We start from the raw sequence: 24,734 nt of genomic DNA on the forward strand, positions 1-24,734 counted from the left end.
CCGCACGGCACGACTGTGCGACAACCCACAGCCTGTGGACAACCGGACGCCCCTCGAACCGATCGCGTTAACATGACGAGAAATCGTCCGGTACCCGGAGCGGACTGGAACGGGAAGGCCGCCGTCGCGTGAGTACATTCCAACAGCCAGAGCCCAAGGACCGCCCCGCGCGGCTCGCCGTCGGTGTTGTCGGCGCCGGCCGGGTGGGCCCCGCGCTGGCCGCCTCGCTCCAACTGGCCGGGCACCGCCCGGTGGCCGTCTCCGGGGTGTCCGAGGCGTCCAGGCGACGGGCCGCGCTGCTGCTCCCGGACGTGCCGGTCGTCACGCCCGCGCAGGTCCTGGAGCGCTCCGACCTGGTGCTGTTGACCGTCCCGGACGACGCCCTGCCCGGGCTCGTGGAGGGCCTCGCCGACACCGGGGCCGTACGCCCCGGGCAGCTGCTCGTGCACACCTCCGGGCGATACGGCGCGAAGGTCCTGGACCCCGCTCTGCGGGTCGGCGCGCTGCCCCTGGCCCTGCACCCCGCGATGACGTTCACGGGCACTCCTGTGGACGTGCAGCGGCTCGCCGGGTGCTCCTTCGGGGTCACCGCGCCCGAGGAGCTGCGGCTGGCCGCCGAGGCCCTGGTGATCGAGATGGGTGGCGAGCCCGAGTGGATCGCCGAGGAGAGCCGCCCGCTCTATCACGCGGCCCTCGCGCTGGGCGCCAACCACCTGGTGACCCTGGTCGCCGAGTCCATGGAGCTGCTGCGCACGGCCGGCGTCGAGGCCCCCGACCGGATGCTCGGCCCGCTGCTGGGCGCCGCCCTGGACAACGCCCTGCGCTCCGGCGACGCGGCGCTCACCGGCCCCGTCGCGCGCGGGGACGCAGGCACCGTCGCCGCGCATGTCACCGAGCTGCGCAAGCACGCCCCGCAGACCGTCGCCGGCTATCTGGCGATGGCCCGCGCGACCGCCGACCGGGCCCTGGCCCACGGGCTGCTGAAGCCGGAACTCGCCGAGGACCTCCTCGGAGTGCTCGCCAACGGCACCGAGGGAGATGCCGGATGACCACCACCCTGCTGCGCACCGCCGACGAACTCCACGCACGCACGCGTACGGGTCGCCGAGCCGTCGTGATGACGATGGGCGCCCTGCACGAGGGCCACGCCACGCTGGTCCGCACGGCCCGTGAGATCGCCGGACCGGACGGCGAGGTCGTGGTCACCGTCTTCGTGAACCCCCTGCAGTTCGGCAAGGGCGAGGACCTCGACCGCTACCCGCGCACCCTGGACGCCGACCTCAAGATCGCCGAACAGGCGGGCGCGGACGTCGTGTTCGCCCCCTCCGTGGACGAGGTCTACCCCGGCGGCGAACCCCAGGTGCGCATCTCGGCAGGCCCCATGGGCGAACGCCTGGAGGGCGCGGTCCGCCCCGGCCACTTCGACGGCATGCTCACCGTCGTCGCCAAGCTGCTGCACCTCACCCGCCCCGACGCCGCCCTGTTCGGCCAGAAGGACGCCCAGCAGCTCGCCCTGATCCGCCGCATGGTGCGCGACCTGAACTTCGGCATGGACATCGTCGGCGTGCCGACCGTGCGCGAGGCCGACGGCCTGGCCCTCTCCAGCCGCAACCGCTATCTGTCCCCCCGGGAGCGGCGCACCGCGCTCGCCCTCTCCCAGGCCCTGTTCGCGGGCCGCGACCGGCACGCCGCCCAGGAGGCGCTCCGCGCGCGGGCCCGCGAAGTGCCCGCCACGCACGCGCGTGCCGAGGCGCTCAGCGCCATAGGGGAGTCCCGCGCGGCGGCCGACGCGCACGCCGTCGCCAAGGCCGCCCCCGGCCCCGGCAACCCGGCCTCCGTCCGCGCCGCCGCCCGCCTGGTCCTCGACGACGCCGCCCGCCTGGACCCGCCGCTCGCCCTGGACTACCTCGCCCTGGTCGACCCCTCCGACTTCACGGACGTCGACGAGGACTTCACCGGGGAGGCCGTCCTCGCCGTCGCCGCCCGGGTCGGGACGACCCGGCTGATCGACAACATCCCACTCGCTTTCGGAACCCTCGGAGCCGCCTCGTGACCAGCACAGGCATACGACTGCACGCACCCGCCCCCGGGTGGTCCATCGACGCGGACGTGGTGGTCGTCGGCTCCGGAGTGGCCGGTCTGACCGCGGCCCTGCGCTGCGAGGCGGCCGGGCTGCGGACGGTCGTCGTCACCAAGGCCCGCCTCGACGACGGCTCCACCCGCTGGGCACAGGGCGGTATCGCCGCGGCCCTGGGGGAGGGCGACACGCCCGAACAGCACCTGGACGACACCCTGGTGGCCGGCGTGGGCCTGTGCGACGAGGAGGCCGTACGGATCCTCGTCACCGAGGGCCCCGACGCCGTACGACGGCTCATCGAGACCGGCGCCCACTTCGACGAGTCCTCCGAAGGAGGACTGGAGCTGGCCCGCGAGGGCGGCCACCACCGGCGCCGCATCGCGCACGCGGGCGGCGACGCGACCGGCGCGGAGGTCTCCCGGGCGCTCGTCGAGGCCGTGCACGCGCGTGGCCTGCGCACGATCGAGAACGCGCTCGTGCTGGACCTCCTGACCGACGCCGAAGGCCGTACGGCGGGCGTCACCCTGCACGTCATGGGCGAGGGCCAGCACGACGGTGTGGGCGCGGTGCACGCGCCCGCCGTGGTCCTCGCGACCGGCGGCATGGGGCAGGTCTTCTCGGCGACCACCAACCCGTCCGTGTCGACGGGTGACGGGGTCGCACTCGCCCTCCGCGCGGGTGCCGAGGTCTCCGACCTGGAGTTCGTGCAGTTCCACCCGACCGTGCTGTTCCTCGGTGCCGACGCGGAGGGCCAGCAGCCCCTCGTCTCCGAGGCGGTGCGCGGTGAGGGCGCCCACCTGGTCGACGCCGACGGCGTGCGCTTCATGGTGGGCCAGCACGAACTGGCCGAGCTCGCGCCCCGGGACGTCGTCGCCAAGGGCATCACGCGGCGGATGCTGGAGCAGGACGCCGAGCACATGTTCCTGGACGCCCGGCACTTCGGCGCCGCCATGTGGGAGCACCGCTTCCCGACGATCCTCGCCGCCTGCCGCAGCCACGGCATCGACCCGGTCACCGAGCCCGTCCCGGTCGCCCCGGCCGCCCACTACGCCTCCGGAGGCGTCCGCACCGACTCACGGGGCCATACGACCGTCCCCGGCCTGTACGCGTGCGGCGAGGTCGCCTGCACGGGCGTGCACGGCGCGAACCGGCTCGCCTCCAACTCCCTCCTCGAAGGCCTCGTCTACGCCGAGCGGATCGTCGCCGACATCACCGGGAACCAGGCCGAGAACGCCCTCCACGCGCGTGTGCCCGAGCCGGTCCCGCACCCCCAGAAGCCCGCGCACCCGCTGCTCGCCCCGGAGACCCGGTTCGCGATCCAGCGGATCATGACCGAGGGCGCGGGCGTCCTGCGCTCCGCCGACTCCCTCGCCAGGGCCGCAGGACAACTACAGCAGCTGCACACCGACGCCCGCGACGCCCTGGATGAGAACGGCAAGACCGCCGAGCCCGGCGTCGACACCTGGGAGGCCACCAACCTCCTGTGCGTCGCCCGCGTCCTGGTCACCGCAGCCGCCCGGCGCGAGGAGACCCGGGGCTGCCACTGGCGCGAGGACCACGCCGAGCGCGACGACAGCGCATGGCGCCGCCACACCGTCGTACGGCTGAATCCGGACCGCACGCTGGCCGTACACACCACGGACACCGCAGACTTCCCCCCGACCCGGCAGCACCGTCCCCAGGAGCAGTGACAGAAGTGAGCACCCACGATCTTCCCCTCGCCGACAGCGGTGGCTGCGGCGACGGCTGTGCCTGTGGAGAGGGCGCCGACGCGGAGTACATGGAGTGCGGCCTCGACCCCGCGCTCGCCGAGCTGCTGGCCGACGCCGGACTCGACCCCCTGGAGGTCGAGGACATCGCCAATGTCGCCCTCCAGGAGGACCTGGCCGGCGGCGTCGACGTGACGACGGTGGCGACCATCCCCGAAGAGGCCGTCGCCACCGCCGACTTCACCGCGCGCGAGGCCGGTGTCGTGGCGGGCCTCAGGGTCGCCGAAGCGGTGGTCTCCGTGGTCTGCACCGACGAGTTCGAGGTCGAGCGGCACGTCGAGGACGGCGACCGCGTGGAGGCCGGACAGAAGCTCCTGTCGGTCACCACGCGCACGCGTGACCTGCTGACCGCCGAGCGCAGCGCGCTCAACATCCTGTGCCGCCTCTCCGGTATCGCGACCGCCACGCGCGCGTGGGCCGATGCCCTGGAGGGCACGAAGGCGAAGGTCCGCGACACGCGCAAGACGACGCCGGGGCTGCGCTCCCTGGAGAAGTACGCGGTCCGCTGCGGCGGTGGCGTCAATCACCGCATGTCCCTCTCGGACGCGGCCCTCGTCAAGGACAACCACGTGGTCGCCGCGGGTGGCGTAGCCCAGGCCTTCAAGGCCGTACGGGAGGCCTTCCCGGACGTGGCGATCGAGGTCGAGGTCGACACCCTGCACCAGCTCCACGAGGTCCTGGACGCAGGCGCCGACCTGATCCTCCTGGACAACTTCACGCCCGGTGAGTGCGCCGAGGCCGTCGGTGTCGTCCACGGCCGCGCCGCTCTGGAGGCCTCGGGCCGGCTCACCCTGGACAACGCCAAGGTGTACGCCGACACCGGGGTGGACTACCTCGCCGTAGGCGCCCTGACCCACTCCGCGCCGATCCTGGACATCGGCCTCGACCTCCGTGAGGCGCAGTAGTCATGCTCCTCACGATCGACGTGGGCAACACGCACACCGTCCTCGGCCTGTTCGACGGCGAGGAGATCATCGAGCACTGGCGCATCTCCACGGACGCGCGCCGCACCGCCGACGAACTCGCCGTACTCCTCCAGGGCCTGATGGGCATGCACCCCCTCCTCGGAGAGGAGCTGGGCGACGGCATCGACGGCATCGCGATCTGCGCCACCGTCCCGTCCGTCCTGCACGAACTGCGCGAGGTCACCCGCCGCTACTACGGCGACGTGCCCGCCGTCCTGGTCGAGCCCGGCGTCAAGACGGGCGTCCCGATCCTCACCGACAACCCCAAGGAGGTCGGCGCGGACCGCATCATCAACGCGGTCGCCGCGGTCGAGCTCTACGGCGGCCCCGCGATCGTCGTCGACTTCGGTACGGCGACCACGTTCGACGCGGTCTCCGCGCGCGGGGAGTACATCGGCGGAGTCATCGCCCCCGGTATCGAGATCTCGGTCGAGGCACTCGGCGTCAAGGGCGCTCAGCTCCGCAAGATCGAGGTGGCCAGGCCGCGCAGCGTGATCGGCAAGAACACCGTCGAGGCGATGCAGTCGGGCATCGTCTACGGGTTCGCCGGCCAGGTCGACGGCGTCGTCACCCGCATGGCCAAGGAACTGGCGGACGACCCGGAGGACGTCACCGTCATCGCGACCGGCGGCCTGGCCCCGATGGTCCTGGGCGAGGCCTCGGTCATCGACGAGCACGAGCCCTGGCTGACACTGATCGGCCTGCGGCTGGTGTACGAGCGGAACGTCTCGCGGATGTGAGGTGGCGCCGGGGTGAGGGATGAGGCTGCCGGGCGGCGCCCCGCCCGCGCGCGGGCGTCGCTCAGGCGCGCCCACGAGGTGCTGGTGCCGCGTGCGCGAGCGGGCCGTAGACCGCCGGGCCGACACCCCGCCCCGTAGGCGTCGCTCGGGCACGCGTCTACAAGGAGCCCCAGCTGCTTCCGCCCGCAGGAGGGCACCGTCGCACTCGACAGAGCCGTAGTGCCGCGCCGCAATGCGCCTGCCCCGCGCGCGGCTTAGCGACGCCGCCGCCCGTCCGCCGGGCGAAAAGCTCGCGCCACACCCACCCCCTATGTCGAATTTGTCTGATTAGCGCGTATCGTCGCCGCATGCCCACGCCATACGGATCCCGCGGCGGCATGGCGTTCGGTGCGGAGGAGCTGCGTGTGCTCCGTCGCGCTCTCGCCCTCGCCCTCCAGCCCCGAACCGCCTCGGCCGAGGACGTCAAGGACTGTCTCCGGCTCGCCGAATCGCTCGACGAAGCGGTAAGGGAGGGGGTTCGGCTGCGTGCCTTCCTGGTCGCCGACCTCGCTCGGTACCGCGCCGCCCTGCCCGGCACCACCGCCGGTTACCTCACGCTCCTGGAGGAGGCGCTCGGCGCCGGGTACCGCCCGGATGTCGACGATCTCTCCGCGCTGCGGGCGCTGCGCGGGAACCCGGCGGCGGCCGCTCTCCTGGACCGCTGCCTCGCCCTCGCCGAGCAGGACGTACGCGCGCGCCTGGCCCGCCGGACGACCGCCCTGCCCGCCCCGACCGTCCCCGCCTCGCGCATCCGCCTGCTGGCGCTCCCTGGAGGCCTCTCCGGCGGCTTTCGTGCGGCCGACGGAGAACCGGTCGGGGAGGACGCCAAGGAGCCCGTACGCAAGCCCGTGGAGCGGCCGGCGCCCACGCCCGTGCCCGCGGCGCCGAAGCCGTCCCGGCCCATCCCCACCCCGGGCGAGGTCTTCCCCCGGCGCAAACCGGCATCACCTCCCGCGAACCCGCCGCAGCAACTCGCCGCCGGCTGAACCGACCCCACCCCGTCCTCCTTCGGGCCCGTGACTACTCTGGACGGCATGGACTATGTCTCCGCGCTCGTGCCCCCGGTCGTCATGGCCGTGTTCTTCATCGGACTGATCCGGGTCATCGTGAAGACCCAGGGCGGGGCCATGAAGGCCAAGGAGGACGCGGCCGTCGACGCCGCCATCGCGCGCGCGGAGAGCGCCCGCCAGACCACGTCGACCACCGACGCCTGAACCTTCCCCTTTCGGCGGCGTCTTCAGGCGGCGTCTTCGGACAGCGCCTTCAAGGGCGTACGACTCCCGCACGCGTGCGCGTGCTTTCCGAGTCGTACGCCCTTTTTGTGCCTTTTCCACTATGGTTCTGAGCTGTGCCTCGCCCATTGGGAGAACTCGAAGACTCGGTCATGACGCGGGTGTGGAAGTGGAACCGCCCGGTGACCGTTCGAGAAGTCCTGGAAGACCTTCAGCAGGAACGGTCGATCGCGTACACCACGGTGATGACCGTTTTGGACAATCTCCATCAGAAGGGCTGGGTGCGTCGTGAGGCGGAAGGCCGGGCGTATCGATATGAGGCGGTCTCCACACGAGCCGCCTACTCAGCGGCACTGATGAACGACGCCTGGTCGCAGAGCGACAACCCCGCCGCCGCTCTCGTCGCGTTCTTCGGGATGATGAGCGACGAACAGCGTGAGGCCCTGCGCAGTGCCGTACGCATCGTCCAGGGACCGGAAACACCCGAACCCGCGGATGGCGTCCAGAACCCCGGCTCCGCGCCCTCCGGTGGCGGGCGATAGCGTCCGCTCATGTCAGCAGAGCACCCCGAAGTCACCGCGAAAGCCATCACCGTCCGGCGGGCCAGGACCGGCGATGTCGAGGCGGTGCGCCGACTCCTTGACGCCTACGTCCGCGGTCGCATCCTGCTCGACAAAGCGACGGTGACTCTTTACGAGGACATCCAGGAGTTCTGGGTCGCCGAACGGGACGACAACGCCGAGGTCGTCGGCTGTGGGGCACTGCATGTCATGTGGGAAGACCTCGCGGAAGTCCGCACTCTCGCGGTGAAGCCGGGCTTGAAGGGTGCCGGTGTAGGTCATCAGTTGCTGGAGAAGTTGCTGCACACGGCTCGCTGGCTAGGCGTTCGTCGCGTTTTCTGTCTCACCTTCGAAGTGGACTTCTTCTCGAAGCACGGCTTCGTGGAGATCGGTGAGACACCCGTCGACACCGATGTCTACGCGGAGCTGTTGCGTTCCTATGACGAGGGTGTGGCGGAGTTCCTCGGGCTCGAACGAGTGAAACCGAACACCTTGGGCAACAGTCGGATGCTTCTGCATCTGTGATCGCGACCCTCAATTCGGTCGGGTCGCCCTGCCCAGGTTCCCTATGTCCGAAACGCGCATCTTTCTGGACGGGGGAGGTCACTCGGACTCTCCCAGGGGTTTGTGTTTTTCCAGCAAAAGCGGTTTGCTTTCCGACGTAGTGCAGTACTGCATATAACAGGGGACGGCGAAACGGCGGACGCCGCAGACCCCAGACCCGCAAGTAATCGATGAAAGGAAATCCGGTGGCACAGAAGGTTCAGGTCCTTCTTGTCGATGACCTCGACGGCGGCGAGGCGGACGAGACGGTGACGTTCGCGCTGGACGGCAAGACGTACGAGATCGATCTCACCACCGCGAATGCGGACAAGCTCCGTGGACTTCTCGAGGCTTACGTGAAGGGTGGGCGCCGTACCGGTGGCCGCGCTTCGGGTGGTCGCGGAAAGGCGCGCGTCGCTTCCGGTGGCAGCCAGGACACCGCGCAGATCCGCGCGTGGGCCAAGGAGAACGGTCACGACGTCAACGACCGCGGTCGTGTTCCCGCGGCCATTCGCGAGGCCTACGAGAAGGCCAACGGCTGAGCGCACGAGCGCCGCAGCCGTACCCGGTGGCACTGTGTGGCCACCGTGTCCACAAGTCGTACGAGATCAGGGGCGTCCCCCACGCCCCCCACGGCCGGCATTGTCGGCAGCGAGGCCTCGACCTCGCACCCCGGCTCGGGGGGTCGCAGCCATACGGCGGCCCCCTGCAAGGGACGAGCGCTGCCTGCGGGGAGTGGGTCCCCCTTCATCGGCCTCGCTCCGGGGAACGGCGGCGCCTCCATGTGCCCGTCCGCGCCGAGGGCCACCAGATCCAGCGTCGGCGCCAGAGCGCCCCACTCCAGCCAGTCCAGCAGCCCCGGGAGTTCCTCCGCGCTGCCTGCGGCCACCAGCAGCCGCATCCGGTCGCCCCGTACGGCCACCGGAGAGCTGGGTCCCAGCCGCCACAGCGCCGCGATTCCGGCCTCGACCGGCACGTCCAGGACGTCGAAGCGCAGGCCCGTGACGAGCCGTAGCGGCTCTCCGGGCACCGTGCGCCACCCCAGTTCGTTCTCGTACCAGTCCCGCTGTCGGTCGTCCGGATCGAGTGGGCGTCGGGGGAGCGGGACGGTGTTGAGAGGGGGGACTGTGCGAACCATGCCAAGAGCAACCGCCGAAGCGGGCCGGGAGTTACGCTGGGTGGTCCGGTCGATGCGCTGGGTGCCGGAAAAGGGGGCCTTCGGAGGTGCGGCGCGGCGCAACGTTGTTCGCCCGTAGCGGAGGGAACCAGTGCGAACGGCATGGAGTGTCAGTCCGTGCGGGTAAGACAATCCCTAGTGGGAGGGGGCGACACGCAGAAAAGGGCGTCTCACGTTCGCCATCGGCGTACTCATGGTGAGGGTAACTGCCTGGCCTGCGGGAACATCGTCTCGCACCATCAGGTTGGAGCAGATGTCGGCGTTACGGTTCAGGAGGCAGTGTTGGTTCTCGGTCCGGTGTCGGCAGTTGGAATGAGCGGTCCCCGCTTGCGGGACTAAGCTGCGGAAGGACAGGGAGGGGAGCGTCCCCTTACTGCCTGACCGCTCTGAGGAGCGATTAACGATGTTCGAGAGGTTCACCGACCGCGCGCGGCGGGTTGTCGTCCTGGCTCAGGAAGAAGCCCGGATGCTCAACCACAACTACATCGGCACCGAGCACATCCTCCTGGGCCTGATCCACGAGGGTGAGGGTGTCGCCGCAAAGGCCCTGGAGAGCCTCGGCATTTCGCTTGAGGCGGTCCGCCAGCAGGTTGAGGAGATCATCGGACAGGGCCAGCAGGCTCCGTCCGGCCACATCCCCTTCACTCCCCGAGCCAAGAAGGTCCTGGAGCTGTCGCTCCGCGAGGCCCTTCAGCTGGGCCACAACTACATCGGCACGGAGCACATCCTGCTCGGCCTGATCCGTGAGGGCGAGGGCGTCGCCGCCCAGGTCCTGGTCAAGCTGGGCGCTGATCTCAACCGTGTGCGGCAGCAGGTGATCCAGCTGCTCTCCGGTTACCAGGGCAAGGAGACCGCCACCGCCGGCGGCCCTGCGGAGGGCACCCCCTCGACGTCCCTGGTCCTCGACCAGTTCGGCCGGAACCTCACCCAGGCCGCTCGTGAGTCCAAGCTCGACCCGGTCATCGGGCGCGAGAAGGAGATCGAGCGGGTCATGCAGGTGCTGTCCCGCCGCACCAAGAACAACCCGGTCCTGATCGGTGAGCCCGGCGTCGGCAAGACCGCCGTCGTCGAGGGCCTCGCCCAGGCCATCGTCAAGGGCGAGGTGCCCGAGACCCTCAAGGACAAGCACCTCTACACCCTGGACCTCGGCGCGCTGGTCGCCGGCTCCCGCTACCGCGGTGACTTCGAGGAGCGCCTGAAGAAGGTCCTCAAGGAGATCCGCACCCGCGGCGACATCATCCTGTTCATCGACGAGCTGCACACGCTGGTCGGTGCGGGTGCCGCCGAGGGTGCCATCGACGCCGCTTCGATCCTGAAGCCGATGCTGGCCCGCGGTGAGCTGCAGACCATCGGTGCGACGACCCTGGACGAGTACCGCAAGCACCTGGAGAAGGACGCCGCTCTTGAGCGCCGCTTCCAGCCCATCCAGGTCGCGGAGCCGTCCCTGCCGCACACCATCGAGATCCTCAAGGGTCTGCGCGACCGCTACGAGGCGCACCACCGTGTCTCCATCACGGACGAGGCCCTCGTGCAGGCCGCCACGCTGGCCGACCGGTACATCTCGGACCGCTTCCTCCCGGACAAGGCGATCGACCTGATCGACGAGGCCGGTTCCCGGATGCGCATCCGCCGGATGACCGCGCCGCCGGACCTGCGCGAGTTCGACGAGAAGATCGCCGGCGTCCGCCGCGACAAGGAGTCCGCGATCGACTCGCAGGACTTCGAGAAGGCCGCCTCCCTCCGCGACAAGGAGAAGCAGCTCCTGGCCGCCAAGGCCAAGCGGGAGAAGGAGTGGAAGGCCGGCGACATGGACGTCGTCGCCGAGGTCGACGGCGAGCTGATCGCCGAGGTCCTCGCGACCGCCACCGGCATCCCGGTCTTCAAGCTCACCGAGGAAGAGTCCTCCCGGCTCCTCCGCATGGAGGACGAGCTCCACAAGCGGGTCATCGGCCAGAAGGACGCCGTCAAGGCGCTCTCGAAGGCGATCCGTCGTACGCGTGCGGGCCTCAAGGACCCGAAGCGTCCCGGTGGTTCGTTCATCTTCGCCGGCCCGTCCGGTGTCGGTAAGACCGAGCTGTCCAAGGCCCTCGCCGAGTTCCTCTTCGGTGACGAGGACGCGCTGATCTCCCTCGACATGTCGGAGTTCAGCGAGAAGCACACGGTGTCGCGGCTCTTCGGTTCGCCCCCCGGATACGTGGGCTACGAAGAGGGCGGCCAGCTCACGGAGAAGGTCCGTCGCAAGCCGTTCTCGGTCGTCCTCTTCGACGAGGTCGAGAAGGCCCACCCGGACATCTTCAACAGCCTTCTCCAGATCCTGGAGGACGGTCGCCTGACCGACTCCCAGGGCCGGGTCGTGGACTTCAAGAACACGGTCATCATCATGACGACCAACCTTGGAACCCGTGACATCTCGAAGGGCTTCAACCTGGGCTTCGCGGCCACGGGTGACACGAAGTCCAACTACGAGCGCATGAAGAACAAGGTCTCGGACGAGCTCAAGCAGCACTTCCGCCCCGAGTTCCTCAACCGTGTCGACGACGTCGTCGTCTTCCCGCAGCTCACGCAGGAGGACATCCTCAAGATCGTCGACCTGATGGTCGGCAAGGTGGACGAGCGCCTCAAGGACCGGGACATGGGCATCGAGCTCTCCTCGGCCGCGAAGGAGCTCCTCTCCAAGAAGGGTTACGACCCGGTGCTGGGCGCGCGTCCGCTGCGGCGCACGATCCAGCGCGAGATCGAGGACACCCTCTCGGAGAAGATCCTCTTCGGCGAGCTGCGTCCCGGTCACATCGTGGTCGTGGATGTCGAGGGCGAGGGCGACGCGAAGACCTTCACCTTCCGGGGTGAGGAGAAGTCGGCGCTGCCGGATGTTCCGCCGATCGAGGATGCCGCCGCTGGTGGCGCGGGTCCGAATTTGAGCAAGGAGGCGTAAGGCTCAGCGGTTTGGGTTTTACGGTTGGGAAGGGGTCGGTGCTTTTGGGCACCGGCCCCTTTTGCTTGTCCGGTGCGGTTAGAGGCGGTCGTCGGTTACTTGGGCGTTGGGGAAGAATTCGGCGTAGGAGTCGAGGGGGACACCCCTTCTGCCTGACGTCTTGAGGGTGATCGTCCGCAGGCCCGGGAGGCGGGAGGCGAGGATGCGGAAGTACTTGTCGCCCGTGCGCTGGGAGGGAACGGAGAGGGACTCGACGGAGGGAAGTTCCGGCATGAATTCCAGGGCGTAGTGGTTGAGGGACGTGTTCAGGACGAGGTTCCGCAGGATGGGCAGGCGTTCCACTTGCCCCCAGTCCACGGCGCCCATGACGGCGGACGGCCTGCCGAGGCTGAGCGAGGTGAGTGTCGGCCAGCCTTCCAGACCGCGCAAACCGGTCGTGGCCAGTGTTTCCTGGCCCAGGAACAGGTACTCCAGGGGTGCGTCCAAGGGCAGATGGTCGGAAAGGCGATCGCCCTCGAACGGCTGGTCCAGGGAGAGCCGGGTGAGCCCGCGCAGAGCCGGCAGGCCCGACGGATCGGCGATGCGGTTGAACGCCAGGTCCGTGAGAGGCAGTTCGGACAAGCAGCCGAGATCCCGGACACCGAAGCAGTCCTGCAGCCACAATGCGCTCAGCGACCGGAAGGCCGGCACCGCGTCCAGAGTGGACATGGTGGTGTGGTGCTCAAGGCTCAGGAGGTCGACCACGTCCAGATCAGGGACGGCATCGATGACCTCGCCGAGGTCGGGTGATCCGTTGATCGTCAACCTGCGCCAAGGGCGCATCAGTCGCAGTGCCGCCAGCTGTTCGGGCGATGAGCAACGTACGAAGAGATCGTCCCGGACCAGATGGTCGAGTACCTCGACCGCGTACTCGCGGGTGTCGAACCGGTCCCAGGTGCCCGCGAGTTGACGCCGTACGTCGAAGGATGGATGGTCGCGGAAGCGCCGCAGTACCGCCATCGCGCCCTCGGGTTCCTGCCCACCCAGGATCGAGGCGGTGACCGTGACGCATCGGGCCTCGTCGTTCGTCAGCCCCTCGGGTCCTGGCAGCAACTCCAGAACCAGCGGCCCGGCATCCGCCAGCGTGTGCGCGTCCGCCGTGGTGCGCGGTGGGATCAGCGCGGCCGAACGGCTTTCGACCTCGGCTCGTACCGCTGGATCCAGTGCTGTCGCATGCTCCAGGCAGACCAGTGCCAGCAGCGTCAGCCGAGGGTCCTCCCGGGCCAGCAACTGCCGTAGCACCACGACTCGTTCGCGCGGCCGGGCGTGGGCCACTGCCATGCGGATGACGTCCTCCCACTGGGTGTCGTCCGCGCGGCTGGTGAGGACGTCGAGGTGGCCCTCCTCCACCGCGTACCGCGCGCCCAGGTAGTCCTGGAAGGTGCGGTGGACGAAGTCGACGACGCCGTCGGCGGGTTGGCGGAGCAGGCCGCTTCTCAGCAGAAGGTCCCGTAGTACCGTCCTGGCGTCGCCCTGCCCGGCGACCGTGGGCAGGCATCGTTCAACGATTCCCTCCGCTGTCTCCTGGTCCATCTCCGTGCGGCCGCTCAACACCAGGGCATACGCGAGGCGTTGGAGGATCTCCAGCTGAGCCTCCTCGCCCAGTTCCGCTCCCTCCAGCGCGCCCATGCCCCGCTCCCGGTCCCGGCGGGCCAGCAGCATCGTCAGAGCCGCGTCGTACAACTCCTTGCGGCCCGTGGGGAGATAGCCCCGGCGTTCGCGGTGGAGGGCGCAGATCAGGCCGCACATCAGGGGGTTCGTGGCGAGCCGCGCCAAGTCCCGTTTCGTGCGCAGGGAGTCGAGAAGCGGGCCCTCGTACTCCGGGGCCTGTGCCGCCGTATGCCAGCGCTCGACGAAGGTCTTCACCTCGGAGCGGCGCATCGGGACCAGGGTCAGTTCGCGGAAGCCCTCCCCGGCCAGCCAGTCGGGGCGGACCGCGCTGGGGCGGGAGGTGAGGAGCCAGCGGTTGCCCGGGAAGGCTCGGATCAGGGACTGGAGCCAGTCGCGGGTGCGGTTGCGGTCGGCGGACGGGATCTCGTCCAGGCCGTCGACGAGGACCAGGGCGCGGCCGGCGGTCAGGACGCGTTCCGTCCAGCCCTCGGGTGGGGTGTGGGGGCAGCCGGTGGAGGACAGGAAGGCTTCGGGGGACGGGAGTTGGCCGGCTCGGATGAGGGTGCGCAACGGGAGGACGTACGGGATGCGGTCGCCGTCCCTCGCCGCCGTCACCGCGAGCCACTGCACCAGCGTCGTCTTGCCGGAACCCGCGTCGCCGCGCAGCAGCACCCGGTCGTGGGTCGACAGGGCGTCCTCGGCCGGGAGTTGGACAGTGAAGTCGGCACCCGGGTGTTCGTCGGGGAGCTGCCGTTCCTCCGTCTCCGCTGCTTCCAGGCTGAGGTACGCCACCTCCAAGGGCCAGCGGTCCGGAGAGTCGCGGAGGTCGATGCCGTAGATGGTGATGTGGTTGTGGCGCTCGGCGACGTACGGGAGGTAGCGGCGTTCGAAGGCGCGGTCCTGGGAACCGGGGCGGGGGCTGCGGGCGATCAACTCGTCGACGCGGGCGATCAGTTCGGCCTGGGTGCGGGTCTGTTCGACGAGGGTGCGGGCCACGAACGTGGAGCGGCGGGTGAAGAACTCCAGGATCTGGAGGCAGGCCCACTCGGTGGCGTTTCCGAGGAAGTGGCGGGCGTCGGTGGAGAGTCCGTCGGGGGCCGGGGCGCCGTACTCCAACTGCCGGGCCAGTTCCCGGTGTCCGAGGCGTACGGCCTGGACATCGTCCATGTCCAGGTTGCCCAGGGCGAGCAGGCGGCGGGCCAACGCGTCGGCCACGGCGGTCTGTTCGTCGGGTGGGAAGGGGGCCTCGCCGGGGGAGTCCACCGCCCGCGCGACCAGGTGGGCGGCGAGCTTGTGGACGTCCTTCTCCGTCAGGGTGCGTTTCTCGCCCTTGAAGGAGACGAGGGAGGAAAGGCGGACCGGTTTGTCGACCAGGCCCGCGCCGGGGGCGTCGGGCACGAACAGTTTCTTCAGCAGCGGTGTGATCAGGCTTGACGCCAACTTGCCACCGAGTACCGCGGGTTCCATCCGCCGCCTCACCCCCGTCGTCGAGCGAACGGACGGAGCCTAACGGGTCACGACAACTGGCCGTCGTAGTCCGGCAGTTTGAAGGTCTTCTCGGCGTGGCCGCCCGACAGGTCGGTGGCGCTGTTGCCGATGTTCGCGATGATCGTGTAGCCCTTGTTCTCGATCGCGGTGCGCTGGGCCGTCTTGTAGTCGGCGACGTCCTTGAAGAGGTCCAGGAGGCCGCGCACGTAGAGGCCGTCGACGTCGTAGCCGTCGTGTTCGAGGTTGTACTCGGTCGGCAGGTAGATGATGCCGGGGCGGGCCGTGACGAAGAACAGCGAAACCCCGTGCTCCTGGGCGTACTTGGCGACCGCGAGGACCGGCTTGTTGGCGGGCTGCGGCCAGCTGAAGCCGAAGTCCGTCTCCAGGGTGGTGTTGTCGATGTCGAAGACGATCGCCTGCTTCTCGCCCGGCTTGGTGGCCGCGATGCGCTGCTTCAGGTAGGGCAGGGCCTCGTTCATCACCGTCTGGCAGTCCGCCTGCCAGGTGTCGTAGTCGACGGTGGCGGTCGCGGCGGTGGTGCTTGCCGTTGTCGCGGCTTCCGCGGGGAGGGTCAGCGTCGCGAGGGCGGTCGCGGTCACTGCGACGGTGGCGGTACGGCGGGCCCAGGGGCGTCGTCTCGTCATGGGGGTGGGGGTTCCTCTCACGTCTGTGCGCTGCCGGTTGCTGCAGATGGCATGGTCGCGGGCGAGGGTGGCGTGAGGGGAACCGTAGGGTTACTGGACGGTAGGTGTATAGAGGCTTGCGTCAGTTGAGTTGGATCGTGGCGGGGAGTTTGTCGGCGTTGAGGAGGCGGCAGGTGGGTGGGGTGCTCACCTGCCGGAGGGTGGGGTGGGAAGCGAGCGGGGTGAGGTCGAGTTCTTCGGCGACGGTGACGGACAGGGTGAGCAGCCAGGGGAAGACCGCGACGGTGGCTCGCAGATCTGGTGACTGTCCTGTGGTGTAGAGGTTCTGCACGGTCTCCAGAGAGACTCCGTCGGTTGCGAGAGCGGTGAGTTCCGCGGCGCTCAACGTCAGGATCAGCAGGTTCTCCAGGCCTGTGACGGCCTGCCAGTCGTTCCGGGTGAGCGGTGTGTCGAGGTTCAACCCGAGTTGATACAGCTGCGGATAACGCGTGAGTGCGCTCAGGCCGTGGGCATTCCGGGGGAGGAAGAGACTCTCCAGCGGTGCCGCAGGTGACAGGACGTCGAGCCCCTGCCATTTCGCTCCCCCACTCAGGCTGAGCTGGGTGAGCTGGGTGAGTTCACGCAGAGAGGTCAGGTCCGAGATTCCCGGCAGATCGACCAGGAACAACCCCTCCAAGGTCATGTGCGCCAGCGGGGCGAGAGAGCTGATTTCAGGGCAGTCTTCGAGGGAGATGGAGCGAAGGCGCTGATAGCCACTCAGGAAACTCAGGTCGGCGACCACGGAGTTGTGCCTCAGAGCCAGCCTTTTGAGTTGCTGTTTGTCCAGGGCGGCCACGATCTGATCACGGCTGAAGTTGCCATGCAGTTCGACGTAGGCATGTCCTCCCAGACGGCTCAGCGCCCCGAGTTCTTCGGGTGAACGGACCAGGATGGATATCCCCGGGGTTCCGAGGAGGTGCTGGACGATCTCGCTCGCATACGTCTCGGTGTCGAACCTGTCCCAGTAGGAGCCCAATTGTTGGAGCACCGACCGGCTGTCGCTGTCCCGGTACCGGACCAGGAACGGCAGTGCGGAATCCCCACCGATCAGGCACGCGGTGAGGACGACGTAGCTTGCCGTCTGGTCGTCGGTCAGGTTCTCCGGTCCCGGCAGCAACTCCAGGACGATCGGCCCCAACTCGGCCAGTTTCTCCGCCTCGTAGGCATTCCGCGGCGGAATCAACTCACCGGCCCGGCGCTCAACTTGATCCCGCACCGCCGGATCCAACTTCGCCGCATGTTCCAGACAAGCCATGGCCAGCAAATGAAGGCGTCTCCGGAACTCTTCCTCCCGGTCCCCTCTCCCCACCAACCCCCTTAAAATCCGCGCCCGTTCATCCGGCCGGGCATGGGCCACGGCCATCCGGACGACGTCCTCCCACTGGTCGAGATGCGCATGCTCGACGAGTACGTCGAAGTCCCGTTCCTCCACGGCGGCCCGCGCCCCCAGATAGTCCTGGAACGTGCGATGGACGAAGTCCACCGCTCCCGCCGCCGGTTCGCGCAACAGGCCTGAGCGGTCCAGTAGTTGGCGCAGGATCTCCTCCGGCGAACCCTGCGCGGAGACGTACGGCATCGAAGGCAGCAGGCGTTCCAGTTGGTTGAGGGCGTCCGTGCGGTCCATTTCGGCGCGGCCGTTGCGGATCAGCCAGTACGCGAGGCGTTGGAGCAACTCGACCTGGGACTCCTCGTCCAGCTCCACCGTCAACTCGCGTTCCCGGTCCCGGCGTTCCAGCAGCATCGAGAGGGCCGCGTCGTAGAGGGCCTTGCGGCCGCGGGGCAGGAAGCCTCGGCGTTCGCGGTGGAGGGCGCAGATCAGGGCGCACATCAGGGGGTTGGTGGCGAGGCGGCCCAGGTCCTGTTTGGTGCGGGTCGCGGTGAGCAGGGCTTCGGCCATCATCGGACCGGCGCCCGCCGCCTCGTGCCAGCGGTGGACGAAGACCGCGATGTTGTCGCGGCTCATGGGGGAGAGGGTCAGTTCGGTGAAGTCGTCGCCGCCGAGCCAGTCGGTCCGTACGGCGGAGGGGCGCGAGGTGACCAGCCACAGGTTGCCCGGGAACGCGGTGATGAGGTCGGCCAACCAGCGTCGGGTACGGGCACGTTCCTGTTCCGGGACCTCGTCGATTCCGTCCACCAGCAGGAGTCCGCGGCCTGCCGTCAGCACCCGGTCCGCCCAGCCGGGCGGCTGGGAGCCGGCGAGCGGGCAGCTCACCGCGCGCAGGAAGTCGTCGGCGACGGGCAGTCGGGCGCCGCCCCGGGTGAGCGTGCGGAGGGGGAGGACGAGCGGCAACCGGCCCATCAGGTGGGTGAGTTGACCGGTGAGCCGTTCCTGGCGGGCGGTGGTGATGGCGAGCCACTGGACGAGCGTGGTCTTGCCGGAGCCGGCGACCCCGCGCAGCAGGACGCGCTCGTGGCCGGCCAGCGCCTGTTCGACGGGCTGCGGGGTGGACGGCAGCCGGCGTTCGGAGAGCATGACGTTCGTGTCCACGCCCAGCGCGAGCAGATCGTCCGGTGGCAGCACCCGGACCTCGCGCTCCGCGTCCCGCGTCGCCTCCAGGCTCAGGTACGCCGTGTCCAGGGGCCAGTCGCAGGATTCGTTGAGATCGATGCCGTAGATGGTCAGGCTGCTGTGCTTCGACGCGATGTACCGCGTGTAGTGCTCCTCGAAGTCCGCGTCCTGTGCCGTGCGGGACGTCAGGCGTTCGAGGAGGAGGTCGGTGCGGGTGATCAGTTCGTCGAGGCGGCGGCTCTGGGCGACGAGGGTGCGGGCCACGAAGGCCGACCGCTGAGTGAAGAAGTGCAGGATGTGCAGACAGGCGCTGTCCAGGAGATGGCCGAACAGGGCGGCCGAGTCTGCGCTGAGGTGTCGTAGGAGAGCCTTGGTTCCTGCTTGTGCGGACAGCCTCGCGGCCAGTTCTTCGTGGCCCAGGCGTACGGCCTGTACGTCGTCCAGGTCCAGGTCGCCTAGGGCGTGCAGGGTCCGTTCGAGGGCGTCGGACACCGCTTCCAGTTCGGCCGTGTCCAGGGGCGCCTCACGTGTTTCGCGGGCCGCGCGGTGCACCAGTTCGCGGACGAGCTTGCGTAACTCCTTCTCGCCGAGGGTTCGCTTCTCGCCCTTGAAGGACACCAGCGCGGACAGCCGTACCGGCCGCTCCACCAGGCCCGCGCCGGGGCCCTCGGACACGAACAGTTTGCGTACCAGTGGTGTGACGAGTCCGGCGGCCAACTTCGTACCGACTACTGACGGGTCCACAGCCGTCCCCCTCCCCCTCGGCTGAAGGTTCAGGGTAGTCCCGGTCACATTCCCCGTACCGGTGATCGCCCCCGCCGGTGACAAGCCGCACAGGCGAATCGCCCCCTACTAGGGGAGGTAGTCGTACGCCTCGATCAGGGCAAAAGGGACTTTTTTCTTGAGATTCGTGGAACCGAATGACCGATTTCGCCCTCCAGGGGGCTGAATCGGGATGCATGGGCACTCTGTCAAGAAGCGTGAAGTTTTGGGGTGAAGTACTAGGTTCCGTCGTAGAAGGGGGGGTTTGGGGGTCCGTGGGGTCCGGGGTTACCAAGGAACGTGCCATCCGGCGGCCGTATGTGTGCCGGGTGGTTTTTCTGTCCCCGTCCCCCGTGAGGTTCCGATGTTCCAGCGCGCCACGTCCCGCTCTTCCCGTACGTCTTCGCTCCGCACCCGGGTGGCCGTCCTGGCCGTCGGACTGGGAGCCACCGCCGTGCTGGGCACCGGGGTCGCGAGCGCTGCCTCCTCGGCCGTCGCGCCCAAGGCCGTCAGTGCGAAGGTCGCCGCCTCCTGGGTCGACCCGGTGAAGAAGTACACGCTCTCCGCGAGCTTTGCCCAGGCCGGCGGTATGTGGCAGTCCACCCACAGCGGGCAGGACTTCGCCGTGGCCAGCGGTACCAACGTCGTCGCCGCGCACGGCGGGACCGTCGTCAAGGCCGGCGGCAACGGCGCCGGTGACGGTGCCGCGTACGGCAACGCCATCGTCATCAAGCACGGCAACGGCACGTACTCCCAGTACGCCCACCTCTCGCGCATCGACGTGAAGGTCGGCCAGGTCGTCAGCACCGGGCAGCACATCGCCCGGTCCGGCAACACCGGCAACTCCAGCGGCCCCCACCTGCACTTCGAGATCCGTACGACCGCCAACTACGGCTCGGCCATAGACCCGGTCGCGTTCCTGCGCGGCAAGGGTGTGTCCGTCTAGGACCCGTAGGTCTGTCCGTCTAGGACCCGTCCTGGGCGGGCTTCGTGCCCGCGTGGGCCTGCGTGATCATGTCGGTGGCGACCTCCAGGACGGCCTTGTGCTTCTCCTCGGGGTCGCCTTCGAGGTCGTGCACGGCGAACATGCCGGCGTGCAGCGTGAAGATCGCGCTGAGCGAGCGCACCTGGTCGACCAGGCTCGCCTCGGGGTCGATCATGATCTCCCGGAGGCCGCGCATCCGCTCCTTGAAGCGCTCGCCGATGCGCAGGTCCCGTACCGTCGCCTGGTTCTCCTGCATGAAGCGGAACAGCGGGGTCGCGCCGTCGAGCGCGTCGCTGTAGCGCCGTACGATCTCCTGCTTGGTCGCCAGGGTGTGCGGCTGGCCGCGGCCCCACTCGATCAGTTCCTCGATCGGCCGGGTCAGGTCCTCGAAGATGCCGACGAGGATCTCTTCCTTGGTCTTGAAGTGGTAGTAGAGCGCCGCCTTCGTGACGTCCAGGTGCTCGGCGATCTCGCGGAGCGAGGTCTTCTCGTAGCCCTGCTCGGCGAAGAGTTCGAGCGCCACGTCCTGGATGCGCTGGCGGGTGTCTCCGCGACGCTGCCGCTTGGTGCCGTCCATGGTGCCGCCCATTCGTCTCATGCTCCAGCAAACTTACTTGACGCCCGGCTAGTTACGGGTCTACTTTCCCCTGAGTGTAGTCAACTAGCCGGGCGGCAAGTAAGTAGCCGGACGGTGGCGGTATCAAGGGGAGTGGGAAAGATGGCGGACACACAGACGGTCGAGGCCGGGCCAGGGGCGCCCGGGCCGGAGGCGGACGGTAAACAGCCGAAGAGCGTGCGGGTCGTTCTGCTCGCGCTGATGATCACGATGATGCTCGCGATGCTCGACAACATGATCGTGGGCACTGCCATGCCGACGATCGTCGGTGAGCTGGGTGGGCTTGAGCATCTGTCGTGGGTCGTCACGGCTTACACGCTCGCCACGGCCAGCTCCACGCCCCTGTGGGGCAAGCTCGGTGACATGTACGGGCGCAAGGGCGCCTTCATGACCTCGATCGTGATCTTCCTCGCCGGTTCCGCGCTGAGCGGCATGGCGCAGGACATGGGGCAGTTGATCGGGTTCCGGGCCATCCAGGGTCTCGGCGCCGGTGGTCTGATGGTCGGCGTCATGGCGATCATCGGCGACCTCATCCCGCCGCGTGAGCGGGGCAAGTACCAGGGCATGATGGCCGGCGTCATGGCGCTCGCGATGATCGGCGGACCGCTGGTCGGCGGCACCATCACCGACAACTGGGGCTGGCGCTGGTCCTTCTACATCAACCTGCCGCTCGGCGTCGTCGCGCTCGCCGCGATCAGTGTCGTACTGCACCTCCCGAAGAAGCGGTCGCAGGCGCGGATCGACTACCTGGGTGCGGGGCTGCTGACCGTCGGCATCACGTCGATCGTGCTCGTCACCACGTGGGGCGGTTCGCAGTACGACTGGACGTCCGCGCGGATCATGGAACTGATCGGGCTCGGTGTGGCCTCGCTCGTCGGGTTCGTGTTCTGGCAGACCAAGGCGGCCGAGCCGGTCGTACCGCTGCACATCTTCCGCAGCCGGAACTTCACGCTGATGGCGATCATCGGGTTCATCACCGGGTTCGTGATGTTCGGTGCGACGCTGTTCCTGCCGCTGTACCAGCAGTCCGTGCAGGGCGCGTCCGCTACGAACTCCGGGTTGCTGTTGCTGCCGATGCTCGGGGCGATGCTCGTGACCTCGATGGTCGCGGGGCGGGTGACCACCAACACCGGTAGGTACAAGGTGTTTCCGGTCGTCGGCAGTGTGCTGATGGTGGTCGGGCTGTATCTGCTGTCGACCATGGACACCGATACGACTCGGTTCATGTCCGGTGTGTTCATGGCCGTCGTCGGGCTCGGTATGGGCTGTCTGATGCAGATCACCATGCTGGTCGCGCAGAACAGTGTGCAGATGAAGGACATGGGGGTCGCTTCCTCTACGAGCACGTTGTCCCGGACGCTTGGTTCGTCGTTCGGTGTCGCCATCATGGGGGCGCTGTTCAACAACCGGGTGCAGGACGTCATGGCCGAGCGGGCCGGGGCGTTGGGGTCCAAGGTGACCGAGCAGTCCGCGACGCTGAACGCGGCGAGTCTGGCGAAGTTGCCGGCGGTTGCGCGTGAGGCGTATCAGCATGCGGTGTCTGCGGGTGTCCACTCCGCGTTCCTGTTGGGGGCGGTGGTGTCTGTGGTCGCGGTGGTGGCTTCGGTGTTCGTGAAGGAGGTTCCGCTGAAGGGGGCGGGGCCTAAGGCTGAGGGTTCGGGCGAGGGCGAGGGCGCGGAAGCGGTGGCGCCGACGTCGATCGTCGAGGTCGTGTGATGCGCCGACAGTGAGCTGAAGGTCCCCCGGTTGGTGTCCGCCCCGGGGGGCCTTCTTTGTGTGCGGGTGCGGGTGCGGGTGCGGGTGGGCGTGCAGGTGTGGGGGTGGGTGCCGGCTGGTGGTGGGTGGGCGTGCAGGTGTGTGGGTGGGCGCCCGCAGGGGGTGTGGGGGTGGGTCGGGGTCGTGGCGGTACGGCGAGCCCGCCGCTGGTCGGGCCCCTCTGGTGTTGTCAGGGTTGGACGGGTTGGTGCCGGGTACGCGGCGGGCTGCGCCGTACCGCCACGACCCGCTCCCGTCTCGTTGGCGGCTGCGGGTCTGTGGGGGCTCTGGCCTCGGGTCCCGATCGGCTCTGGAGGGGCCTCGTCGTCAAACGCTGGACGGGGCGATGATCGACCAGTGTCGATGTCAGTGGGGCGTGCCACCATCGGTTGTATGGACAAAATGCGGCAGTTGCGGCTTGGCAAGGACGCCATGGATCGTGACTGGGCCGAGCCGGAGCTCGATCTGGGGGTGGTGGCCGCGCATGCCGGGTATTCGCGGTACCACTTCATCCGGGCCTTCAAGGAGGCGTACGGCGAGACGCCGGGGCAGTATCTGACGCATCGGCGGATCGAGCGGGCCGAGGAGATGCTCCGTAGCGCCGATCTCTCGGTGACGGAGATCTGCCATCTGGTCGGGTTCAGCAGCCTCGGGAGTTTCTCGGCGGGGTTCAAGGCGCGGACCGGGCTGACGCCGAGCGAGTACCGGGCCAAGCATGTGGGACGTGGGGCCGCGCTCATTCCCGGGTGCTACGCGATGCTCTGGGCCGGTGGTTTCCCCACCGCAACTTTGAAGAAGCGTCGCGCCGGGCGCCCTGCTTACGGTGGCCAACAGGAAGCAGCCTCACCCGACAGGAGTGCGGAGTCATGATCCAAGGCTTGGGTATCGCCACCGTGTGGACCTTCGACCAGCAGCGCACCAAGGCCTTCTTCACCGAGAAACTCGACTTCGAGGTCCGCGACGAGATCTCGATGGGCGACATGCGGTGGGTCACCGTCGGCGCCAAGAACCAGCCCGGCCTCGCGCTCACGCTGATGAGCCTGGACGGCCCGGGTCTCGACCCCGAGTCCGCCGAGGCGTTGAAGAAGCTGGTCAGCAAGGGTGTGTTGGGTGCCGGGGCGTTCACCACCGATGACTGTCGCGGTGATCACGCGAGTTTCAAGGCACGCGGGGTCGAGTTCCTGCAGGAGCCGACCGAGCGGCCGTACGGCATCGAGGCGATCTTCCGTGACGACAGCGGCAATTGGTACTCGCTGACCGAGCGCAGCGTGGAACTGGACCTCTCGAAGGACTTCGGATGAGCCGGAGGGGCCGGGAGCAGGCTGTGGCTGAGGTCGAGCCGGATCACACGGCCGTGCGGGTCGCACTGTGGCGGGCCCTGCACGTCCAGGCCGATCCGGCGCCGCACGTCATCGAGGACGAGGTCGGGCTGCGGCTCGCCGACCCGGGGGAGGAGTGGCGTGAGCGTCCTGACATGGACGTCGAGGCCACGCGGCGGATTCGTGCGTCGATCGTCGCGCGGGCCCGCTTTGTTGAGGACGTGGTGGAGGAGCAGGCTGGGGAGGGGGTGGAGCAGTACGTCATCCTTGGCGCCGGTCTTGACACCTTCGCTCAGCGGCGGCCCGAACTCGGCGCGAGACTAAGGGTGTTCGAGGTTGAGCAGCCCGGCACTCAGGTCTGGAAGCGGCGGCGGCTGGCGGAGCTCGGGTATGACCTCCCGGACTGGTTGCGGTTCGTGCCGGTCGACTTCGAAGGGGACTGGTGGGGGCAGCTGGTCGCCGCCGGGCTCGATCCCGGGCGGCCTGCTGTCGTGGCCGCGACCGGCGTGACCATGTACCTCACCCTGGACGCGATCACCGCCATGTTCCGCCGGGTCGCCGGACTCGCCCCGGGCTCCACCCTGGTCACCACGTTCCTACGACCCGTGGACGACGTGGAGCCGGAGCAGCGCGCGCAGTTGGAGGTGGCGGTGCGGGGCGCTCGTGCCGCCGGCACACCGTTCCTGAGCTTCTTCACCCCGGAACAGATGCTGGCGCTGGGGCGCGCGTGCGGGTTCCGGGAGGTGCGGCATGTGGCTGCCGTGGAGCTTGCGGAGAGGTACTTCGGGGGTCGGGAGGGCGGGGCTGCGCCGTCTCGGGGGGAGGAGGTCATGGTGGGGAGCGTGTGAGAGGGAGCGGTGGTCTGGTGGCCCTGCTGGCGGGGAGCGCGCCTGAGGGCTCCGACCCGCGCCCGTCCCTCGTCGACGGTTCCGT

Annotated in this window: 21 protein-coding genes; 16 read left to right on the forward strand and 5 right to left on the reverse strand. The window is 68.9% G+C overall.

Annotation, left to right across the window (positions count from 1 at the left end; translation table 11 throughout):
* Positions 1-128 precede the first annotated feature (128 nt).
* The 10 genes from OG588_RS28365 (at position 129) to OG588_RS28410 (ending at position 8,467) form a co-directional block, all read left to right on the forward strand.
* Positions 129-1,049: a DUF2520 domain-containing protein gene (locus OG588_RS28365; RefSeq protein WP_366098424.1), complete on the forward strand. Its 921-nt coding sequence runs from the start codon at positions 129-131 to the stop codon at positions 1,047-1,049.
* Entirely contained in the window at positions 1,046-2,053 is a 1,008-nt protein-coding gene (gene panC / locus OG588_RS28370) for a pantoate--beta-alanine ligase (RefSeq protein WP_405949759.1), read from the forward strand. The genes OG588_RS28365 and panC overlap by 4 nt, the downstream gene beginning before the upstream one ends.
* Positions 2,050-3,768 carry an L-aspartate oxidase gene (locus OG588_RS28375; protein WP_405949760.1) on the forward strand — a complete coding sequence of 573 codons (1,719 nt, stop codon included), beginning with the start codon at positions 2,050-2,052 and terminating at the stop codon, positions 3,766-3,768. Before panC ends, OG588_RS28375 begins: the two co-directional genes overlap by 4 nt.
* A gap of 5 nt (positions 3,769-3,773) precedes the next feature.
* Entirely contained in the window at positions 3,774-4,751 is a 978-nt protein-coding gene (nadC, locus tag OG588_RS28380; RefSeq protein ID WP_405949761.1) for a carboxylating nicotinate-nucleotide diphosphorylase, read from the forward strand.
* A 2-nt stretch (positions 4,752-4,753) separates the two neighbouring features.
* Complete coding sequence (locus OG588_RS28385; protein WP_200680630.1) at positions 4,754-5,551, forward strand: type III pantothenate kinase; 798 nt, start codon at positions 4,754-4,756, stop codon at positions 5,549-5,551.
* A 377-nt stretch (positions 5,552-5,928) separates the two neighbouring features.
* Positions 5,929-6,576 carry a hypothetical protein gene (locus tag OG588_RS28390; protein ID WP_405953236.1) on the forward strand — a complete coding sequence of 216 codons (648 nt, stop codon included), beginning with the start codon at positions 5,929-5,931 and terminating at the stop codon, positions 6,574-6,576.
* Positions 6,577-6,624: 48 nt separating this feature from the next.
* Positions 6,625-6,804, forward strand: a complete 180-nt coding sequence (locus OG588_RS28395; protein ID WP_393032051.1) for a hypothetical protein — start codon at positions 6,625-6,627, stop codon at positions 6,802-6,804.
* A gap of 170 nt (positions 6,805-6,974) precedes the next feature.
* Complete coding sequence (locus OG588_RS28400) at positions 6,975-7,364, forward strand: BlaI/MecI/CopY family transcriptional regulator (RefSeq protein ID WP_019064251.1); 390 nt, start codon at positions 6,975-6,977, stop codon at positions 7,362-7,364.
* Positions 7,365-7,373: 9 nt separating this feature from the next.
* A complete protein-coding gene (locus tag OG588_RS28405) occupies positions 7,374-7,907 on the forward strand; it encodes an amino-acid N-acetyltransferase (protein ID WP_019064250.1) in 534 nt (177 codons plus the stop codon).
* Positions 7,908-8,131: 224 nt separating this feature from the next.
* The gene (locus OG588_RS28410) at positions 8,132-8,467 is read left to right on the forward strand and encodes an Lsr2 family protein (protein WP_019064249.1); all 336 of its coding nucleotides are present in this window, start codon (positions 8,132-8,134) and stop codon (positions 8,465-8,467) included.
* Here OG588_RS28410 and OG588_RS28415 read toward each other — a convergent pair.
* Entirely contained in the window at positions 8,446-9,063 is a 618-nt protein-coding gene (locus OG588_RS28415) for an SCO3374 family protein (RefSeq protein ID WP_405949762.1), read from the reverse strand. The genes OG588_RS28410 and OG588_RS28415 overlap by 22 nt on opposite strands.
* A 442-nt stretch (positions 9,064-9,505) precedes the next feature.
* On the opposite strand from OG588_RS28415, the gene OG588_RS28420 reads away from it, so the two are divergent.
* Positions 9,506-12,034, forward strand: a complete 2,529-nt coding sequence (locus tag OG588_RS28420) for an ATP-dependent Clp protease ATP-binding subunit (RefSeq protein WP_019064247.1) — start codon at positions 9,506-9,508, stop codon at positions 12,032-12,034.
* A 78-nt stretch (positions 12,035-12,112) separates the two neighbouring features.
* Here OG588_RS28420 and OG588_RS28425 read toward each other — a convergent pair whose 3' ends face one another.
* From OG588_RS28425 to OG588_RS28435, 3 genes are all read right to left on the reverse strand, one after another.
* A complete protein-coding gene (locus tag OG588_RS28425) occupies positions 12,113-15,151 on the reverse strand; it encodes an NACHT domain-containing protein (RefSeq protein ID WP_405949763.1) in 3,039 nt (1,012 codons plus the stop codon).
* A 47-nt stretch (positions 15,152-15,198) separates the two neighbouring features.
* The gene (locus tag OG588_RS28430; RefSeq protein WP_405949764.1) at positions 15,199-15,816 is read right to left on the reverse strand and encodes an HAD family acid phosphatase; all 618 of its coding nucleotides are present in this window, start codon (positions 15,814-15,816) and stop codon (positions 15,199-15,201) included.
* Between the two features lie 121 nt (positions 15,817-15,937).
* The gene (locus OG588_RS28435) at positions 15,938-19,108 is read right to left on the reverse strand and encodes an NACHT domain-containing protein (protein ID WP_405949765.1); all 3,171 of its coding nucleotides are present in this window, start codon (positions 19,106-19,108) and stop codon (positions 15,938-15,940) included.
* A 382-nt stretch (positions 19,109-19,490) separates the two neighbouring features.
* Here OG588_RS28435 and OG588_RS28440 point away from each other — a divergent pair, with 382 nt between their 5' ends.
* On the forward strand, positions 19,491-20,072 hold the full coding sequence (locus OG588_RS28440) for a M23 family metallopeptidase (RefSeq protein WP_266860446.1): 582 nt from the start codon (positions 19,491-19,493) through the stop codon (positions 20,070-20,072).
* Positions 20,073-20,091: 19 nt separating this feature from the next.
* On the opposite strand, the gene OG588_RS28445 is transcribed toward OG588_RS28440, so the two are convergent.
* A complete protein-coding gene (locus tag OG588_RS28445; RefSeq protein WP_405953237.1) occupies positions 20,092-20,700 on the reverse strand; it encodes a TetR/AcrR family transcriptional regulator in 609 nt (202 codons plus the stop codon).
* Between the two features lie 129 nt (positions 20,701-20,829).
* On the opposite strand from OG588_RS28445, the gene OG588_RS28450 reads away from it, so the two are divergent.
* The 4 genes from OG588_RS28450 to OG588_RS28465 all read left to right on the forward strand — a co-directional run bounded on the left by OG588_RS28450 (position 20,830) and on the right by OG588_RS28465 (position 24,649).
* A complete protein-coding gene (locus OG588_RS28450) occupies positions 20,830-22,443 on the forward strand; it encodes an MDR family MFS transporter (RefSeq protein WP_405949766.1) in 1,614 nt (537 codons plus the stop codon).
* 441 nt (positions 22,444-22,884) lie between these two features.
* A complete protein-coding gene (locus OG588_RS28455; RefSeq protein ID WP_405953238.1) occupies positions 22,885-23,352 on the forward strand; it encodes a helix-turn-helix transcriptional regulator in 468 nt (155 codons plus the stop codon).
* Positions 23,349-23,783, forward strand: coding sequence for a VOC family protein (locus OG588_RS28460; protein ID WP_360079099.1), 435 nt, complete (start codon positions 23,349-23,351; stop codon positions 23,781-23,783). The genes OG588_RS28455 and OG588_RS28460 overlap by 4 nt, the downstream gene beginning before the upstream one ends.
* 23 nt (positions 23,784-23,806) lie before the next feature.
* Positions 23,807-24,649: a class I SAM-dependent methyltransferase gene (locus OG588_RS28465; protein WP_405949767.1), complete on the forward strand. Its 843-nt coding sequence runs from the start codon at positions 23,807-23,809 to the stop codon at positions 24,647-24,649.
* Positions 24,650-24,734 lie beyond the last annotated feature (85 nt).

Source organism: Streptomyces prunicolor, assembly GCF_045162825.1.
Lineage (GTDB): Bacteria > Actinomycetota > Actinomycetes > Streptomycetales > Streptomycetaceae > Streptomyces > Streptomyces prunicolor.

Bases quoted from the DNA above. Each gene is read 5' to 3' on its own strand.
- OG588_RS28405 (WP_019064250.1), top strand. From the start codon at position 7,374: ATGTCAGCAGAGCACCCCGAAGTCACCGCGAAAGCCATCACCGTCCGG.
- OG588_RS28445 (WP_405953237.1), bottom strand. From the start codon at position 20,700: ATGGGCGGCACCATGGACGGCACCAAGCGGCAGCGTCGCGGAGACACC.
- OG588_RS28415 (WP_405949762.1), bottom strand. From the start codon at position 9,063: ATGGTTCGCACAGTCCCCCCTCTCAACACCGTCCCGCTCCCCCGACGC.
- OG588_RS28440 (WP_266860446.1), top strand. From the start codon at position 19,491: ATGTTCCAGCGCGCCACGTCCCGCTCTTCCCGTACGTCTTCGCTCCGC.
- OG588_RS28455 (WP_405953238.1), top strand. From the start codon at position 22,885: ATGCGGCAGTTGCGGCTTGGCAAGGACGCCATGGATCGTGACTGGGCC.
- OG588_RS28425 (WP_405949763.1), bottom strand. From the start codon at position 15,151: ATGGAACCCGCGGTACTCGGTGGCAAGTTGGCGTCAAGCCTGATCACA.
- OG588_RS28420 (WP_019064247.1), top strand. From the start codon at position 9,506: ATGTTCGAGAGGTTCACCGACCGCGCGCGGCGGGTTGTCGTCCTGGCT.
- OG588_RS28390 (WP_405953236.1), top strand. From the start codon at position 5,929: ATGGCGTTCGGTGCGGAGGAGCTGCGTGTGCTCCGTCGCGCTCTCGCC.
- OG588_RS28400 (WP_019064251.1), top strand. From the start codon at position 6,975: ATGACGCGGGTGTGGAAGTGGAACCGCCCGGTGACCGTTCGAGAAGTC.
- OG588_RS28395 (WP_393032051.1), top strand. From the start codon at position 6,625: ATGGACTATGTCTCCGCGCTCGTGCCCCCGGTCGTCATGGCCGTGTTC.
- OG588_RS28385 (WP_200680630.1), top strand. From the start codon at position 4,754: ATGCTCCTCACGATCGACGTGGGCAACACGCACACCGTCCTCGGCCTG.
- OG588_RS28460 (WP_360079099.1), top strand. From the start codon at position 23,349: ATGATCCAAGGCTTGGGTATCGCCACCGTGTGGACCTTCGACCAGCAG.
- OG588_RS28430 (WP_405949764.1), bottom strand. From the start codon at position 15,816: ATGACGAGACGACGCCCCTGGGCCCGCCGTACCGCCACCGTCGCAGTG.
- panC (WP_405949759.1), top strand. From the start codon at position 1,046: ATGACCACCACCCTGCTGCGCACCGCCGACGAACTCCACGCACGCACG.
- OG588_RS28450 (WP_405949766.1), top strand. From the start codon at position 20,830: ATGGCGGACACACAGACGGTCGAGGCCGGGCCAGGGGCGCCCGGGCCG.